The organism is Polaromonas sp. Polasp52, assembly GCF_059491565.1.
The window spans coordinates 2,937,251-2,953,452 of the sequence record NZ_CP168513.1; the positions used below are offsets into that span (position 1 = coordinate 2,937,251).

Sequence of the window (16,202 nt, forward strand, 5' to 3'; positions counted from 1 at the left end):
CCAAAGAAGAATCAAACCACACTTTCCAAGGAGTCCGCCATGCATGCCTCACAAATCCCGCAAACCCCGCTCAAGCTCGGGCCTATCCCGGAACGCTTTCGCCTGCCGCGCGGCGAAGTCCTGACCTGCACCGGCGGCTGCCTCTGGATCACCAGCGATGCGCTGGCAGGCCGCCGCGACAGCGACATCGTGCTGGAAAGCGGCCAGTCCTTTGTCACGCCGCAAGCCGCCACCTATTTTGTGGGCGCGCCGCGCGGTTGCGGCGTGCTGGATTTTTCACCCGCCCCCCAAGGCACGGAGACCGCATGCTGATAGAAACCGAACGTCGCGGCCAGCATGTGGTGCTCACCTTGAACCGGCCCGAAAAACTCAACGCGCTGAGCTATGCCTTGATCGACGAACTCATGGACAGGCTTAACGCCCTGGAGCGCGACGACAGCGTGCGCTGCCTGGTGCTGACGGGGCAGGGCGACAAGGCTTTTAGTGCCGGCGCTGATATTGCGGGCTTTGCACCTGATATTGCTGCGTCACCCGAAACCGCGTACCGGAATTTCGTCATGCGCGGCCAGGCCATGACACGGCGTGTCGAAAACTACCCCAAGCCCATCATCGCGGCCGTCAACGGCATCGCCTTCGGCGGCGGCTGCGAAACCATGGAGGCCTGCAGCATCGCCATCGCGGCCGAGCACGCCAGCTTTGCCAAACCCGAGATACGCCTGGGCTTTCCGCCGCCCTTTGGCGGCACGCAGCGCCTGCCGCGCCACATAGGCCGCAAACGCGCCAATGAAATGATCCTCACCGGCGACGCCATCAGCGCCGAAGAGGCGCTGCTCATAGGCCTCATCAACCATGTGGTCCCGGCCCATGAGCTGCTGCCGGCCTGTTTGCGCATGGCCGACCGCATCGCCGAGAACTCCGCCGTCGCCGTGGCGGCTTCGCTGCGCGCCGTCACGCGCGGGCTCAATGTCCCCATCGACGAAGGCCTGGCGATGGAGGCCACGCAGTTCATGGTTGCAGCGGCCTCGCGGGATGCGCGCGAGGGAACGGCTGCGTTCGTGGAGAAGCGGCCGGCGGTGTTTTGCCACCGCTGAAGCCCTTTTTTCAGATCCGGCGCGTGCAGTCTTCAGGCCGCACCGCCGCCATGATGGCGTCGACCAGGTGCCGCGAGAACGCCTCCCCCAGCGCGGACAGCGGTGACTTTTCCAGCGAGGCGATACCCAGCTGGTAGGCAATGCGGGGGCGAAACGGGCGGCTGCTGAAATTCATGTCGCGGCAATAGCTGGCCAACAGCGCGTTGACGATGGACACCCCCAGGCCCTGCGCCACGAAAGCGCAGGCCACGCCCACGGAGTGCACTTCGGCGCCTATGCGCGGCATCACACGAGCCTGCCGGAACGCCATGTCGATCTCGTGGCGGATCAGCCGCTGGCGGCCCAGCAGGACCAGCGACACATCGGCCAGGTCCAGCACGCCGACGGTTTCCAGTTTCTCCAAAGGGTGGCCCCGGGGCATGATGCAGACGGCCTCCGCCTCGAGGCAGGCCTTTGCCTGGAGGCCGGCGATTTCCACCGGCAGCCTGACCAGCCCCATATCGGCCTCGCGGCTCAACACGGCCCGTTCGGCGTCCGAATAGGAACCGGACAGCACCTCAAGCACCACGCCCGGATGCAGCCGCACAAAGCTGTCCACCACGGACGGCATGAGCTGCTGGGACAGGGTGCCGGGCACCGCGACCTTTAGCAGCTGGCGATTGAACCCGCCCAGGCGCAGCTGTTCGGTATGGCGGCGAAAGCATTGTGCGGCGTCGACCAGCCCCTGGGTGTCCTGCAGCAGGGCCTGGGCTTCGCGCGTGGGAAGCAGCCGTCCCTTTTCACGCACAAAAAGGCGCAGGCCCAGGTCTTCCTCAAACTGGGCCAGCAGGCGGCTGACTGCCGACTGCGACAAGTCCAGCCGCTGCGCCGCGCCCGTGGTCGAGCCCGAGGCCATGACCGCCTGGAAAACTTCGAGTTGCTTGAAATTCATGTCGCCCGCCGTCCGTTCGTGCTGTCCGGGCCATGCTATTGCAGCTGCGGGCGCACCGCCACTTGTTTGCGAATCGCATAGCCCAATGCGGATTCATCATAGCGTTGCGGGCCCCGAACCCGCGCACCAGAATCCCGTCGCAGCAGCCCTCTGCCATCCATCCAACCAACGACGGGAGACCTTTTTCATGAACCTTCATGCGTGCGCAATCCTTCTCGGCGGCCTCCTGCTCGCCGCGGCCGCTGTGCCGGCGGCCGGCCAGAACGTCATTTATGGGCAGATACGCCTGACGCTCAACAGCACCAAGGCTGCTCCCGCGGGAGAAATGACGGAAATGCGCGACAACGCGTCGCGCCTGGGGATTCGCGGCAGCGAAGACCTGGGCGGGGGCCTGGCGGCCTTGTTCGGGATGGAGATGGGCATCGACGCGGATACCGGGGCCGCCACCGTTCCGGCCTATCGCAACAGCTATGTCGGGCTGCGCGGCGACTGGGGCGCCCTGGCGCTGGGACGCCTGGATTCCGCCAACCCCACCGGCTCGCCCCTTTATTCGCAGGTGACCGCCATCACCAGTTTCGCCGCGAACGATGCCGGCGCCACCGCCATCGGCACGTCCATGCTGAACGCGCGCAACCGCACCTCCAATGCCGTGGGATACGCGAGTCCCACTCTGTCGGGCTTTGACGTCCGGGCCCGTTATTACCTGCGCGGCGCGGTCGCCACGCCCGATGTCGAGGATGGCTCCAAATCGCTGGACCTGGGGCTCAACTACGCCGCCGGGCCGATCAAGGCCGGGATCGGGTTCGGGAAAGACACGCGTCCGTCCGGCTTGCTGGCCAACGAGTTTTCGGGCAAGTGGCAGGCCGGTGTGCGCTACGCCTTCGGCGCGGTGGAGCCCTATGTGCTGGCCGGGCAGGACAAATACCAGAACACCGCGCTCACACGCCGCTATGTGAATTACTGGATCGCGGGCGCCAAATACAGCCAGGGTGCCCATGCCCTCGTGCTGAACCTGTTGCGCAGGGATGTGCAGGCTTCACCGAACGGCATTCGCAGGCGCCAGCAACTGGCCTACACCTACGCGCTGTCCAAGCGCACCGAACTGCAGGCCTTTTATGACCGCGACGGTGTGGACTCAAGCAAGGCCGGCGCCGCCATCCGCTCGGTGGGCGCCGGCATCCGCCACGATTTTTGATGCCGGGGCTTGATGAGCACCGACATCCCCGACAGCACCATACATCCCTTCTCCCGGAGAATACTTCCATGCGCAGACGCCTCTTCCTGCTGACCGCCGCTTTCTGCACCTTCGCCGGACTGGCCGCGGCCGGTGCCGCCCGGGCCGCCGGCTACCCCGACAAGCCCGTGCGCATCATCATCCCGTTTCCACCGGGGGCCGCGGCGGACAACGCCATGCGTGTGGTCACGCGCAAGCTCTCGGAGTACTGGGGCCAGCCCGTCATTGTCGACAACCGCCCCGGCGTTCCGGGCATGCAGGCCGCGGCGGCGGCGCCTGCCGACGGCTACACCTTGTTGCTGGGCGCCGGCTCCGGCATCGTGACCACGCCGCTCCTGAACAGCAAACTGCCCTACAACCCCTCCCGCGATTTCACACCCGTGGGCAAGGTGCTGACCAACACCCCGGTGCTGACCACCCATCCTTCGGTCGGCGTGAAAACCGTCAAGGAACTCATCGCGCTGGCAAAAAGCAGGCCGGGGCAACTGAATTACAGCTCCAGCGGCACGGGCGGCCCCAACCACCTGGCCATGGAAATGTTCCTGGCGATGACGGGGACCGAGATGGTCCACGTGCCCTACAAAGGCGCTGCGCCTTCCGTCAATGAGCTGGTAGGCGGGCATGTGCAACTGGGCATCAATGCGGTGCCCAGCGTGGCCCACCAGATCAGTGCCGGCAAGCTCACGGCCCTGGCTGTGGCCAGCGCCAGGCGCTCCCCCTTGCTGCCGCGGCTTCCCACCATGGCTGAAGCGGGCGTGCCGGGTTTTGAGTACGACATCTGGTATGGCCTGTTTGCGCCGGCCCGCACGCCGGCCGCGCTGGTGGACAAGGTCAGCGCGGACTTGCAGCGGGCACTGCGCGACCCCGAGGTGGCCAGGCAACTGGTGGCGCAGGGTAGCGAGCCGGCACCCGGCAGCGTGCAGGACCTGGCCCGTTACATCCGGGAAGACACGGCGCGCTGGACCCAGCTGATCGCCGAGCGCAAGCTCAAGATCGATTGACCGGGGATGCGTGGTATGAACGATCTGAAGCAAGGGCCGCAAACGGCCCCGGCGCATGAGGTGGCAAGCCAAAGCGATGTCATGGTGGTGATGCGCGACGGCATACAGCTGGCGACCGACGTGTACCTGCCGGCTTGCGATGGCCGGGCCCTGCCGGGGCCGTTCCCGGTGCTGGTGGAGCGCACGCCCTACGGCAAAACCAACGAAACCGTCCGCGAGCGCACGGCGCGCGATCCGCGCCCCGTCTCCCGCGCCGAGGTGGCGGCGAGGTTCGCGCGCCGCGGCTATGCCGTGGTCTTGCAGGACTGCCGGGGGCGCTTCGCGTCGGAAGGGGTCTTCACCAAATACCTGGGAGAGGCCAACGACGGCCATGACACGCTGGCCTGGGTTGCCGCGCAGCCCTGGTGCAACGGCCGCATCGGCACACTGGGCTTGTCCTATGCGGCGCACACACAGACCGCGCTGGTGAGCCAGCGCCCGGCCGGCCTTGCGGCGATGTTCCTGGAGGCCGGCGGCTTTGCCAACGCCTATCGCGGCGGCATCCGCCACGGCGGCGCCTTTGAACTCAAGCAGGCGACCTGGGCCTATACCAATGCCCAGCGGACCGGCCCCGCGCTGCGCGACCCCGTCATCCGGGCGGCACTGGCTGCCGAGGACATCGCCGCCTGGTTCGCCGCCATGCCCTGGAAGCGCGGGCATTCACCGCTGAAATGGGTGCCCGAATATGAGAACTACCTGTTCGAGCAATGGGAGCACGGCCGCTTCGACGTCTACTGGCGCCAGCCGGAGCTATACGCCGCGGGGCACTACGACAGCTTTGACGGCATCCCCACCCTGCTGATGTGCGGCTGGTGGGACCCCTACGCGCAGACCACCACGGACAACTACCTCGGCATTTCGCGCCGCGCCAAGGGCATGGCGCGCCTGATGCTCGGGCCGTGGACCCACGGCGAGCGCAGCGTCACCTTCGCCGGGGACGTCGACTTTGGCCCGCAAGCCACGCTCGATGGAAACCTCGCCCGGGACCACCTGGCTTTTCGGCTGGCCTGGTTTGACCGCTGGCTCAAGGGCGATGCGCCGGAGGGCGCCGATCACGTCGCGGATGATCCGGCAGTGCGCTATTTCCGCATGGGCGGCGGCTCGGGGCGCCGCACCGCGAGCGGACGGCTGGACCACGGCGGCCGCTGGTGCACGGCCGGTGATTGGCCGGTTCCCGGCACCGAGTTCCGGTCTTATTACCTGCAGCAAGACGGCAGCTTGCAAGCCCAGCTCCCGCTGCGGGACGCCGCGATGGCGTTTGAGTTCGATCCGGCCTGCCCGGTCCCGACCATAGGCGGCTCCATCACCTCGGGCGAGCCTCTGATGACCGCCGGTGCCTACGACCAGCGCACGCACAGCGGGATTTTCGGCGCGAAGCCGCCTTACCTGCCGCTCGCGGCAAGGCCGGATATTCTGGTGTTTGAGACCCCCGTGCTCGAGGACGACCTCGAAGTGACGGGGCCCGTTGTCATCAGGCTGTGGGTTTCCTCGAGCGCGCCCGATACCGACTTCACCGCCAAGCTGATCGATGTGCACCCGCCCAATGCCGACTACCCGCAGGGTTATGCCATGAACCTCACCGACGGCATCCTGCGCTGCCGTTACCGGCGGTCCTGGGAAAACCCCGAACTGCTGGCACCCGGTGAGGTGGCCGAGATCACCATCGAGCCCATGCCCACCTCCAACCTGTTCAAAAAAGGGCATCGCATCCGCCTCGACATCTCCAGCAGCAACTTCCCGCGCTTTGATGTGAACCCCAACTCAGGCGAGCCCGAAGGCCAGGCGCAGCACAGGCAGTCAGCCGTCAACCGGGTGCATCTGTCGGCGAAATACCCCTCGCAGCTGCTCCTGCCCATCGTGGCGCAAACCGGCGCCTGAAGGCCCTGGATACCCATGCGCCGATAATCGGTGCATGAGCATTCCTTCCAAGACACCCGCATCCGGCGCGGCAAACACCGATTTCGCGAGCCTTTCGCTGAACCCCGCCATGCTGGCCAACCTGCAGCAGCTGGGCTACCTCAGCATGACACCTATCCAGGCGGCCAGCCTGCCGGTGGCGCTGCTCGGCAAGGACCTGATCGCCCAGGCCAAGACCGGCAGCGGCAAGACCGCCGCTTTTGCGATTCCGCTGCTGGCCAACCTCAATGCGCGCCGCTTCGCGGTGCAGGCCATGGTGCTGTGCCCCACGCGCGAACTGGCCGACCAGGTGGCCACCGAAATCCGGCGCCTGGCGCGCGCCGAAGAAAACACCAAAGTCGTGGTGCTGTGCGGCGGTGTGCCGCTGCGCAACCAGACAGCCAGCCTGGAAAACGGCGCCCACATCGTGGTCGGCACGCCCGGCCGCATCATGGACCACCTGGCGCGCGGCAACCTCACGCTCGAGGCGCTCAACACCCTGGTGCTCGACGAAGCCGACCGCATGCTGGACATGGGTTTCTTTGAGGACATCGTCACCGTCGCCAAACAATGCCCCAAGGAGCGGCAGACCCTGCTGTTCTCGGCCACCTATCCCGAAGGCATCGCCAAGCTCAGCCAGCAGTTCATGAAGGCGCCGCAAACCATCACGGTCCAGGCCCAGCATGAAAAAACCAAGATACAGCAGCGCTGGTACCAGGTGCCCGACAGCGACCATGACGAAGCCCGCCTGGGCGCCGTCGCGCAGGTGCTGCGGCACTTCCGCCCGGCCAGCACGCTGGCCTTTTGCAACACCAAGTCGCAGTGCCGCGCCCTGGTGGCCTATCTGAAAGACCAGGGTTTCAGTGCGCTGGCCCTGTTCGGTGAACTCGAGCAGCGCGAGCGCGACCAGGTGCTGGTGCAGTTCGCCAACCGCAGCTGCTCGGTGCTGGTCGCCACCGACGTCGCCGCGCGCGGCCTGGACATCGCGCAACTCGCGATGGTCATCAACGTCGACGTCACACCCGACGCCGAGGTGCACATCCACCGCATAGGCCGCACCGGCCGCGCCGACGAAGAAGGCTGGGCCATCAGCCTGGCCAGCATGGACGAGATGGGCCACGTCGGAAAAATCGAAGTGCTGCAGAAAGCCGAATCAGAATGGCACAAGCTGGCCGAACTGACGCCCGCCAGCAATGAGCCGCTGCTGCCGCCCATGGTGACCCTGCAGATCGTCGGCGGCCGAAAAGAAAAAATCCGCGCCGGCGACGTGCTGGGCGCGCTGACCGGCGAGGCGGGTTTTACGCGCGAGCAGGTCGGCAAGATCAATGTCAATGAGTTCTCGACCTATGTCGCGGTGGACCGCCGCATTGCGAATGAAGCGCTGAACAAGCTCTCGACCGGCAAGGTTAAAGGCAAGAGCGTGAAGGTGCGGCTACTGGAAGATTGAGACCTGGGGCGTTCACCGGCTCGCGTGACACGCCCTTTCTCCTGAGTCCGTTCGAATGCCGGCATCCTGCCGCGCCTCTGCTGCGAGCTTTCGCTTCGCCTGATTTTCGCTAACGAAAAATCTCCGAGGGACATCCGCGCCCTCCGTATTCAGTCCTGTTTTTTCACTTGCATGCATGAGCTGCGCAGGCAGGCGCGCGCCCGTCTGGGTCTGTGTCCACGCCGCAGTTTGTGTCCATTCTCTCTATGAGGGAAGCGTATGCGCGGATGTTTAAACACTATTGGCGTGTTTGGCAGCATGTCTTTACAGTCCAGCGACTGATGGATTGCAAAGAAAGATGACATTGAAAAATTCCTCCCTGCCCAGTCGATGGAATTTCAAACTGGGCGACAGCGAAAGAGCGCAAATAGCGATAGGCGCTCTTGCGATCTGCATGGGCTGGATGGAATACCTGGAGCCTTTGTCATGGGTGTCGGCCAAGTGGGAATGGCTCAGGCGTCTGGCGATTCGGCTTGTCGGTGCAAACGGATATCCCGATTGCTTGTGCTGATTGGTTTGCTCTTCATTGCATGGGCGGTCACCTGGCTGGCGGTGCTGAGGCAAAAGCGAAATAAGGGCGCCAGATAAGAGGGGCTTCCATAGAAGGAGCAGCGACCAGTATGGAGTGGGATATTTTGGAATTTCTTTGCTGCTGCTTGGGTCGAACAGTTTGGCGCGCCTTGCCTTTTGAATTTACGCGCAAAAGAAATCTGAGTGATGGGGCTTACGAGCTGATCGGTATTTTGCTGGCGGCGCTGGCTGCTGTTTTCACATTCGTGGTGTGGGTCGTTGCAAGTGCCTAGATGCTCAAGGAAGGAATGTGGGGCTGATGGATTGGGTCTTTGATGGGGTAGGACGGCTTGCGCAAATGACCTTCAATCGGCTCGATATGTCTATCAGCGATATGGCCGATGGAGATGAGTCGTACTTGGCCCTTTTTGTTGTTGGGCGAGGAGTCGCGCTATTGCTGCAAACATGGAAAGTTATCTCACAGTGCTTTTATACAAACTGGCCTATTTCACTCTCTCCGGAATTCTCTTTCTGGCTGCGAGCTTCCCGTTTCTCAATGAGATGAGGAATGGAGAGTCTTTTTATTCGAATTTGAAAAGAGTTCTAAAAAGTAAAAAACCGGGAGCACGTCTGCTCGCGCTGGCATTCCTGAATATGTATGTTGCGGCGAGTTTGTTTATTTTTTTTGATAAAAACTAATTGGAGTAAGAATGGCTTCAACCATCGATATCGTTGCGATAGTCCCAACCGTTCTAGACAACGGTTCGTCAATTTCAGATGCATTCTCCGGTCAAACTTCTGGCAGTATTGGTGGAGTTGGCATCGCGGGGGGGAACATATTTGCCTCTTTCGCCGGGCCATTTACAACCCTGGCTGTTAATGGACAAATTCAAGCCGTGCTTGGTGGCTTTACCCTTGTCAAGATTGCTGCGGAATTGAACCATGATGTCTCGCCAAGTGACATCAGCCTTGGCGACGTTATTCAAGTCGTTGCTGGGGCCGCTACGGTTGTAGCGGCAGTTGTAGCCGTGACAACCGGTGCAACTGTCGCGGCACCTTTGATTGGGGTTTTAGGGCTTACAGCTGCAGCTACCCAATTGGTTTCCAATCGGAATGGATACACCGTCGGCGATGTAGGCGCGGCTATTAAGAACCTCATCACCTCCCTTCAAACCCAGTTCGGCCAAGCCGAAAAAACCCGTAGTCCCCTGATCCTCGACCTTGATGGCCAGAACGGCGCGGAAACCCTCGGCAAATCCGCCGACATTCACTTCGACCACGACGGCAACAACTTTGCCGAGCTGACCGGCTGGGTCGGTAAGAACGACGGCCTGTTGGTCTGGGACAAAAACGGCAACAACCAGATCGACAATGGCGCCGAGCTGTTCGGCAATAACACGGTTCTCAACAGCGGGGACAAAGCCGCCAATGGTTTTGCCGTGCTGGCCGAACTCGATTCCAACAAGGATGGCAAGGTGGATGCAAGCGATGCCACCTCCAGCCAGCTGCGTGTTTTTAAAGATGCGAACAGCAACGGCGTCGTCGATGCCGGCGAATTACTCACCTTGGCTGAAGCCGGCGTGCAAAGCCTGAATACCGGTTACACCAACCAGACAAGTACCGACGCCAACGGCAACCAGCACCTGCAAGCCGGCAGCTTCACCACCACGGCCGGGCAGACCCGCGCCATGGACGACGTCTGGTTTGCCGTGGACACGGCCCGCACCATCGATACCGAGCTGGTGGCCGTCAACGACGCCATTGCCGCTTTGCCGGACATGGCAGGTTTTGGCAATGTGCACAGTCTGCACCAGGCCATGGCGCGCGACGGCAGCGGCAGGCTGCAAGCTTTGATGCAGCAGTATGCCGGTGCCAGCGATGCGGCCGTGCGCGCCAGCATCCTCAACGACATCATCTACCGCTGGGCCGGTGTGCAGGACATAGACCCCGCCAGCCGGGCCGCCACGCAGATCTACGGCAACATTATTGGCGACGCGCGCAAGCTCGCCACGCTGGAGGCTTTTCTCGGTGAGGACTATCTGGGCACCTGGTGCGGGGGTGAGAGGGACCCCAACCCGCACGGCCGGGCCGCACCACTCCTGCTCGATGCTTACGATCAGTTAGCCCAGTGGGTGGACCACCAACTGCTGGCGCAAATCCTGACCAAGCCGCTGTATGAAAGCATAGGCCTGAGCTGGGATGCAGCCAGCCAAAGCCTTGACTGGAGCGTCGACGCCGCGGTGGCGACGCTGAGGGCCCAATACGACGCCGATGCGGTGCAGGGCCTGGCCATGATTGCCAGTTTTGCAGACACCCTTAAAGCCATGGAGGAGGCAGGTGCCCAGATTCGCACCAAGCTGCAACAGCAGGGCGACCGTCAGGGCCAGGGATTTGATCTGTACTTAGCCACCTTGGGCGGCAATCCGATTGTGGGCACGATAGGTGAGGATATTCTGAATGGCATGGCTGGCGTGGACAACTTCTTCATCGCCGGCAAAGGTGCCGACACCCTCAACGGCAGCGATGGCTCCGATACCTATTCCTGGGCCAAAGGCGACGGCAACGACACCATCAACGACCTGGGTGTTCAGGGCGCTGCAGTGGTGGACACTTTGGCGTTTCTGGACGTCAGTGCCGCTGAAGTCCAACTCAGCCGTGATCCGGCGCACCTGTATGTCACCATCTTGCCCACCGGTGAGAGGATCCGAGTCGTGGACCATTTCGGCGGCTATGGCGCCGACCTGGAGCGCATTGAGTTCTCCATGGGTGATCCGCTGCTACTGGCTGACCTGAATGCCGCGCCCTATCGCGGCGGCGATGGCAGAGACAGCCTGTCGGGGACCGATAGCGGCGAAACCTTTGTTGGCGGCAAAGGCGCGGACGAACTCCGGGGAGGATCCGGTAGCGATTCCTACGTCTGGGTCAAGGGGGACGGCAATGACACCATTTGGGAATACGACAGCGAAGGCAACAACACCGACACGCTGAGGCTCGCCGACGTGGCGCGCGAAGGCGTCCAGCTCAGCCGTGATCCGGCACACCTGTATGTGACCATCTTGTCCACCGGTGAAAGGATCCAAGTCACGGACCATTTCAGCGGTTATGGTTCCAGCCTGGAGCGCATCGAATTTTCCAGTGGTGATCCGCTGCTGCTGGCCGACCTGAATGCGGCCCCCTTTCGCGGTACTACGGACGCAGACACGATCTGCGGCACCTATGCCAACGATGTATTCGCGGGAGGCCTTGGGGCCGATGTTCTTTACGGCGACTATGGCGCCGATACTTATCTCTGGTCTAAGGGCGACGGCAACGACAGCATCAACGAAGGGGGCGACACCGGCGCCGTGGCGGCGGACACCTTCAAGCTGCTGGACGTGCAGGCAGCTGAAGTCCGCCTTAGCCGCGACGCCGCCAATCTATACGTCAATATCGGCGCCGAGCAGATCACCGTCACCAACCACTTCACCGATCCCAGCGCCACGCTGGAACGCATCGAATTCTCCGATGGTACGGGATGGGATGCCGCTGGCATGGCCGCGGCGGCCGCGCTGGCTACCGAAGGCGACGACCAGCTGTTCGCCTTCAGCAACCAAAACACCACCTTGTCGGCCCTGGCCGGCAATGACAGCCTGAGCAGCTTTGCCGGCAACGACACGCTGGACGGCGGCGCAGGCGCTGACACCATGGCGGGTGATTCTGGTAACGATGCCTACGTCGTCGATAACGCGGGCGATATGGTGCTTGAAACGGTGGGTGCCGGCACGGACACGGTGCTGAGCGGCATCAACTACACCCTGGGCGCCAATGTCGAAAACCTGACCCTGACCGGCACTGCAGCCCTCAATGGCACCGGCAACGCCCTGAACAACACCCTGGCCGGCAATGCGGCCAGCAATGTGCTCGATGGCGGCACAGGCGATGACCGCTACCTCTTTGGCCTGGGCGGCGGGCAGGACACGATTGTGGACGCCGGTGGCAATGACCGCATTGTTTTTGGCGCTGGCATCACGGCCGCGCAAGTCACGGCCGGCCTGGCGAACGGCCAGGTCACGCTGTCGGTGGCACCCGGCGACAGCATCCGCTTTGCCGCGCCCACCCTGGGCGGCTATGCGATTGAGCAGTTCCAGTTCGCCGACGGCAGCGTCAAAGACGTCGCCTGGCTTAACGCTTTGGCCAACCTCGCCCCCCGCGGCTCCGGCAAAATCTTGACGCTCAATGAAGACGGCAGCTGCAAAATCAGCGCTGCCGACCTGGGGTTCCTGGACGCCAATGCCGGCGACAGCCTGAGCGCCGTGCGTATCGACAGCCCGCCCCTGGCCGGCAGCCTCAAGCTCAATGGGGTCGGCGTGGTGAAGGCGCAAGTCATCAGCGCCGCCGACCTGGCCGCCGGCCGCCTGGTGTTCAGCCCGGCCGCCAATGCGAATGGCAATGGTTATGCCGGCCTGAGTTTCTCGGTCAAGGACCAGTACGGCGCGTTTGACTCTTCACCCAAAACCCTGGCTTTCAACGTCACGCCGGTCAATGACGCACCCACAGGTGCGGTCAGCATCAGTGGCAGCGCCGCGCAGAACAGTGTCTTGACCGCCAACAGCACATTGGCTGATGTCGATGGGCTGGGTGCGCTGGGCTACCAGTGGCTGGCCGGCGGCGCGGTGATCGCCGGCGCTGTCGGTAAAACCTTTACGCTGGGCCAGGCCCAGGTCGGCCAGGCCATGAGTGTCAGGGTTAGCTATATCGACGGCTTTGGCACGGCCGAAAGTGTGCTCAGCGCGGCCACGGCCAAGGTCGCCAATGTCAACGATGCGCCGACAGGCGTGGTCACGATCAGCGGTACGGCCGCACAAAACCAGGTCTTAAGCGCGGCCCATACCCTGGCAGACACGGACGGCCTGGGGACGGTGAGCTACCAGTGGCTGGCCAATGGCGCGGCGGTCAGCGGGGCCACCGGCGCCACGCTTACTTTGGCCCAGGCCCAGGTGGGCAAGGCCATCAGCGTCAAGGCTTCTTACACGGACGGCTTTGGGAAGCTTGAAAGCGTTGCCAGCACGGCCACGGCGGCGGTGGCCAATGTCAATGACGCGCCCACGGGCGGTGTCAGCCTGCTGCGTAGCGGCGTGGCGGTGACGGCCACCACCACGGTGCAGCAGGGAAACATCCTGTCGATTGCCAGCACGCTGGCCGATGCCGACGGGCTCGGGAGCCTCAAGTACCAGTGGCAAAGCGCGCTGAATGGTGGTGCGAGTTGGAGCGATATCGCGGGCGCCACGGCGGCCACCTTCACGCTCACGCCGGGGCTGGCCGGGCAGAACGTGCGTGTGGCCGTCAGTTATACCGATGGCGGCGGCACGCTTGAAAGTACGGTGAGTGCGGCAACCGCGGCGGTCAACCGTATGGTGGGCAGCGCGGGCGCCGAGGCGCTGGCCGGCACGGTGGGTGCCGACCGGCTCGAGGGCCTGGCCGGCAATGACAGCTACACGGTGAATGACGCGGGTGATGTGGTGGTCGAAAACCTCAACGAAGGCCTGGACGGCGTCAGCAGCTCCATCAGCTACACACTCACGGCCAATGTCGAGAATCTCACGCTGGCGGGGACTGCCGCCCTCAGCGGCACGGGCAATGCCTTGGCCAACACGCTGACGGGCAATGGCGCGGCCAATGTGCTGGACGGCGGCCTGGGCAATGACATCATGGCCGGCGGTGCGGGCAATGACCGTTACCAGATGGACCGGGGTTATGGAAGCGACACCGTCCAGGAGAGCGACGCCACGGCCGGCAATACCGATGTGCTGCAGTTCATGGCCGGCACCAGCGCGGACCAGCTGTGGTTCCGCAAGGCGAGCAACAACCTGGAGGTCAGCATCATAGGCACGGCCGACAAGGCCGTTGTGCAGAACTGGTACCTGGGCAACGCCTACCACGTGGAACAGATCAAGGCCGGCGACGGCAAGCTGCTGCTGGACACGCAGGTGCAAGCCCTGGTGCAGGCCATGGCCGCCTTCACGCCGCCGGCCATGGGCCAGACCAGCTTGACGGCCGCACAGCAGACGGCGCTGGCGCCTGTGCTGGCCGCCAGCTGGCACTGAGCTCAGCGCGCGGCCAGCGCCGCGCGGTTGGACGCCAGGATATTGCCTTTCTCAAGCCGGCCACCGGCTTCTATGGCCTTGATCCAGGCATCGGTGGACCCGGCCGCGGCAAAGCGCGAATGGAAGACGACGCTGAACACGCGGTGGATTTCCTCGGCGCTGGCGCTGCCGGCTTCGTTGGCATAGGGCAGGGCGCCGGTGGCGTCGCTCAAAAACTCGACGTGCAGGCCGCGGTGCGTGGCTTCAAAGATGGTCGAGGCGTCGCAGTTGTGCGTCATGTAGCCGACCACCGTCAGGGTGTCTATGCCGTGTTGTTCCAGCCAGGCGGCAAAGTCGGTGCCGGTGTAGACGCTGGGCCAGGCTTTTTCAATGTAGTGGTCGCGCGGGCGGCTGGCCACGGCTTCGTGCAGTGCCCAGGTGGCGGAGCCCTTGGCGAAGACCGGCGCGGCGGCGGACTCGCTGTGCTGCACCACGACGACCGGAATGCCGGCCGCGCGGGCGGCGTCCATGGCGCGGCCTATGTTGGGTAATGTCTGGGCCACGGGCGGGTACTCGATCAGCAGGCCGCCGTTGAAGTACTCCATTTGCACGTCAATGACAACGAGGGCGCGGCGTGGGGCTTTGGGGGTGTTGCTTGCGGTCATGAAAAGTTTCCTGTGTTGAAAGCGGTGGTTGATGGAGGGATTGTTGGCCGGCGCCCGTTTTGTTGACAGTGGCCCAAATGCCAATACTCGATAGAATCGGGCCATGTCGCCACGCACCCTGAAACCACGCCAAAAAGCCGCCAAGCCTGCCAGGCCCGCAAAACAGGACGGCAGTGTGGCCGTGGTCGCGTTCGACGGCATCAGCCCTTTTCATCTGTCGGTGCCCTGCATGGTGTTCGGCAACGATTTTTCGGGGGCCGACCTGCCGCGCTTCAAGCTGGTGGTCTGCGCTGAAGAGCCGGGCACCCTGAGCACCACCTCGGGCTTCGGCATCAGCGTGCAAAAAGGCCTGGCTGCGCTCGCGAAGGCGCAGACCATCGTGGTGCCCTCCTGGCGCGACCCGATGGAGCGCCCGCCCGAGGCCTTGCTCAAGGCTTTGCAGGCCGCGCACCAACGCGGCGCGCGCATTGTGGGCCTGTGCCTGGGCGCGTTTGTGCTGGCCGAGGCCGGCCTGCTCGATGGCCGGCCGGCGACCACGCACTGGGCGCTGGCTGGTGAATTTGCCGCGCGCTATCCGCAGGTGCGGCTGCAGCCCGATGTGCTGTATGTGGACGACGGTGACGTGCTGACCTCGGCCGGCACGGCGGCGGGCATAGACTGCTGCCTGCATGTGTTGCGCCTGGACTATGGCGCCGAGGTGGCGAACCGCGTGGCGCGCCGCATGGTGGTGGCGCCGCAGCGCCAGGGCGGGCAGGCGCAGTATGTGGAGCAGCCCTTGCCGGCCACGGGCGCGGGCCATCGGCTGTCGGCCATCCTGGCCTGGGTGCAGAAAAACCTGGACCAGCCGCACAGCCTGGATGCCCTGGCGTCGCGTGCGCTGATGAGCCGGCGCAGCTTCACGCGGCATTTCCGGCAGGTCACGGGCACCACGGTGGGCCAGTGGCTCACCAGCCAGCGCCTGGGCCTGGCGCAGCGCCAGCTTGAATCGACGGACCGCTCCATGGAGCAGATCGCGCTCGATGCGGGTTTTGGCTCGGCGGTGTCGCTGCGCCAGCATTTCGCGGCAACGCTGGGGACTTCGCCCTCGGCCTACCGGCGCGAGTTTCGCTCCGCCTGATGTGTTGTAGGCGCGGGCGACGCCGCGGTGTCGGCCTTGGCGGCCAGGGTTTCCCGGCAAATATCGCCAGGCGCGAATAGCGGCCTTTTTTGCGCGCCTAATGGGTAGCGATGGTGGCGGGTTCCCGTTGCTGCGCAACTACCGGCTCCTTTTGCGGAGCCAATCTCCAA

At 63.9% G+C, this 16,202-nt stretch carries 11 protein-coding genes; 9 read left to right on the forward strand and 2 right to left on the reverse strand.

Going from position 1 to position 16,202, the window contains the following annotated elements:
* Positions 1-39 precede the first annotated feature (39 nt).
* Both ACEN9P_RS13785 and ACEN9P_RS13790 read left to right on the forward strand, forming a co-directional pair.
* A complete protein-coding gene (locus tag ACEN9P_RS13785) occupies positions 40-312 on the forward strand; it encodes a DUF2917 domain-containing protein (RefSeq protein WP_495619570.1) in 273 nt (90 codons plus the stop codon).
* A complete protein-coding gene (locus ACEN9P_RS13790) occupies positions 306-1,091 on the forward strand; it encodes a crotonase/enoyl-CoA hydratase family protein (protein WP_477661592.1) in 786 nt (261 codons plus the stop codon). The genes ACEN9P_RS13785 and ACEN9P_RS13790 overlap by 7 nt, the downstream gene beginning before the upstream one ends.
* Before the next feature lie 10 nt (positions 1,092-1,101).
* On the opposite strand, the gene ACEN9P_RS13795 is transcribed toward ACEN9P_RS13790, so the two are convergent.
* Complete coding sequence (locus ACEN9P_RS13795; RefSeq protein ID WP_477661593.1) at positions 1,102-2,022, reverse strand: LysR family transcriptional regulator; 921 nt, start codon at positions 2,020-2,022, stop codon at positions 1,102-1,104.
* A gap of 187 nt (positions 2,023-2,209) precedes the next feature.
* On the opposite strand from ACEN9P_RS13795, the gene ACEN9P_RS13800 reads away from it, so the two are divergent.
* From ACEN9P_RS13800 to ACEN9P_RS13825, 6 genes are all read left to right on the forward strand, one after another.
* Positions 2,210-3,217, forward strand: a complete 1,008-nt coding sequence (locus tag ACEN9P_RS13800) for a porin (protein ID WP_477661594.1) — start codon at positions 2,210-2,212, stop codon at positions 3,215-3,217.
* 68 nt (positions 3,218-3,285) lie between these two features.
* Positions 3,286-4,257 carry a Bug family tripartite tricarboxylate transporter substrate binding protein gene (locus ACEN9P_RS13805; RefSeq protein WP_495619571.1) on the forward strand — a complete coding sequence of 324 codons (972 nt, stop codon included), beginning with the start codon at positions 3,286-3,288 and terminating at the stop codon, positions 4,255-4,257.
* A gap of 15 nt (positions 4,258-4,272) precedes the next feature.
* Positions 4,273-6,174, forward strand: coding sequence for a CocE/NonD family hydrolase (locus ACEN9P_RS13810; RefSeq protein ID WP_495619572.1), 1,902 nt, complete (start codon positions 4,273-4,275; stop codon positions 6,172-6,174).
* 34 nt (positions 6,175-6,208) lie between these two features.
* Positions 6,209-7,639: an ATP-dependent RNA helicase DbpA gene (dbpA, locus tag ACEN9P_RS13815; protein ID WP_495619573.1), complete on the forward strand. Its 1,431-nt coding sequence runs from the start codon at positions 6,209-6,211 to the stop codon at positions 7,637-7,639.
* A 659-nt stretch (positions 7,640-8,298) separates the two neighbouring features.
* Positions 8,299-8,481, forward strand: coding sequence for a hypothetical protein (locus tag ACEN9P_RS13820; protein WP_495619574.1), 183 nt, complete (start codon positions 8,299-8,301; stop codon positions 8,479-8,481).
* Positions 8,482-9,285: 804 nt separating this feature from the next.
* The gene (locus ACEN9P_RS13825) at positions 9,286-14,271 is read left to right on the forward strand and encodes an SPM autocatalytic domain-containing protein (protein WP_495619575.1); all 4,986 of its coding nucleotides are present in this window, start codon (positions 9,286-9,288) and stop codon (positions 14,269-14,271) included.
* Positions 14,272-14,273: 2 nt separating this feature from the next.
* Here ACEN9P_RS13825 and ACEN9P_RS13830 read toward each other — a convergent pair whose 3' ends face one another.
* On the reverse strand, positions 14,274-14,915 hold the full coding sequence (locus ACEN9P_RS13830; RefSeq protein ID WP_495619576.1) for a cysteine hydrolase family protein: 642 nt from the start codon (positions 14,913-14,915) through the stop codon (positions 14,274-14,276).
* A 103-nt stretch (positions 14,916-15,018) separates the two neighbouring features.
* Between ACEN9P_RS13830 and ACEN9P_RS13835 the strand changes: the two genes are divergently transcribed.
* Positions 15,019-16,032 (forward strand): GlxA family transcriptional regulator, encoded by a 1,014-nt coding sequence (locus ACEN9P_RS13835; RefSeq protein ID WP_495619577.1) that lies wholly within the window; start codon positions 15,019-15,021, stop codon positions 16,030-16,032.
* The last annotated feature ends 170 nt before the right edge of the window (positions 16,033-16,202 follow it).

Bases quoted from the DNA above. Each gene is read 5' to 3' on its own strand.
- ACEN9P_RS13785 (WP_495619570.1), top strand. From the start codon at position 40: ATGCATGCCTCACAAATCCCGCAAACCCCGCTCAAGCTCGGGCCTATC.
- ACEN9P_RS13790 (WP_477661592.1), top strand. From the start codon at position 306: ATGCTGATAGAAACCGAACGTCGCGGCCAGCATGTGGTGCTCACCTTG.
- ACEN9P_RS13795 (WP_477661593.1), bottom strand. From the start codon at position 2,022: ATGAATTTCAAGCAACTCGAAGTTTTCCAGGCGGTCATGGCCTCGGGC.
- ACEN9P_RS13800 (WP_477661594.1), top strand. From the start codon at position 2,210: ATGAACCTTCATGCGTGCGCAATCCTTCTCGGCGGCCTCCTGCTCGCC.
- ACEN9P_RS13805 (WP_495619571.1), top strand. From the start codon at position 3,286: ATGCGCAGACGCCTCTTCCTGCTGACCGCCGCTTTCTGCACCTTCGCC.
- ACEN9P_RS13810 (WP_495619572.1), top strand. From the start codon at position 4,273: ATGAACGATCTGAAGCAAGGGCCGCAAACGGCCCCGGCGCATGAGGTG.
- dbpA (WP_495619573.1), top strand. From the start codon at position 6,209: ATGAGCATTCCTTCCAAGACACCCGCATCCGGCGCGGCAAACACCGAT.
- ACEN9P_RS13820 (WP_495619574.1), top strand. From the start codon at position 8,299: ATGGAGTGGGATATTTTGGAATTTCTTTGCTGCTGCTTGGGTCGAACA.
- ACEN9P_RS13830 (WP_495619576.1), bottom strand. From the start codon at position 14,915: ATGACCGCAAGCAACACCCCCAAAGCCCCACGCCGCGCCCTCGTTGTC.
- ACEN9P_RS13835 (WP_495619577.1), top strand. From the start codon at position 15,019: ATGTCGCCACGCACCCTGAAACCACGCCAAAAAGCCGCCAAGCCTGCC.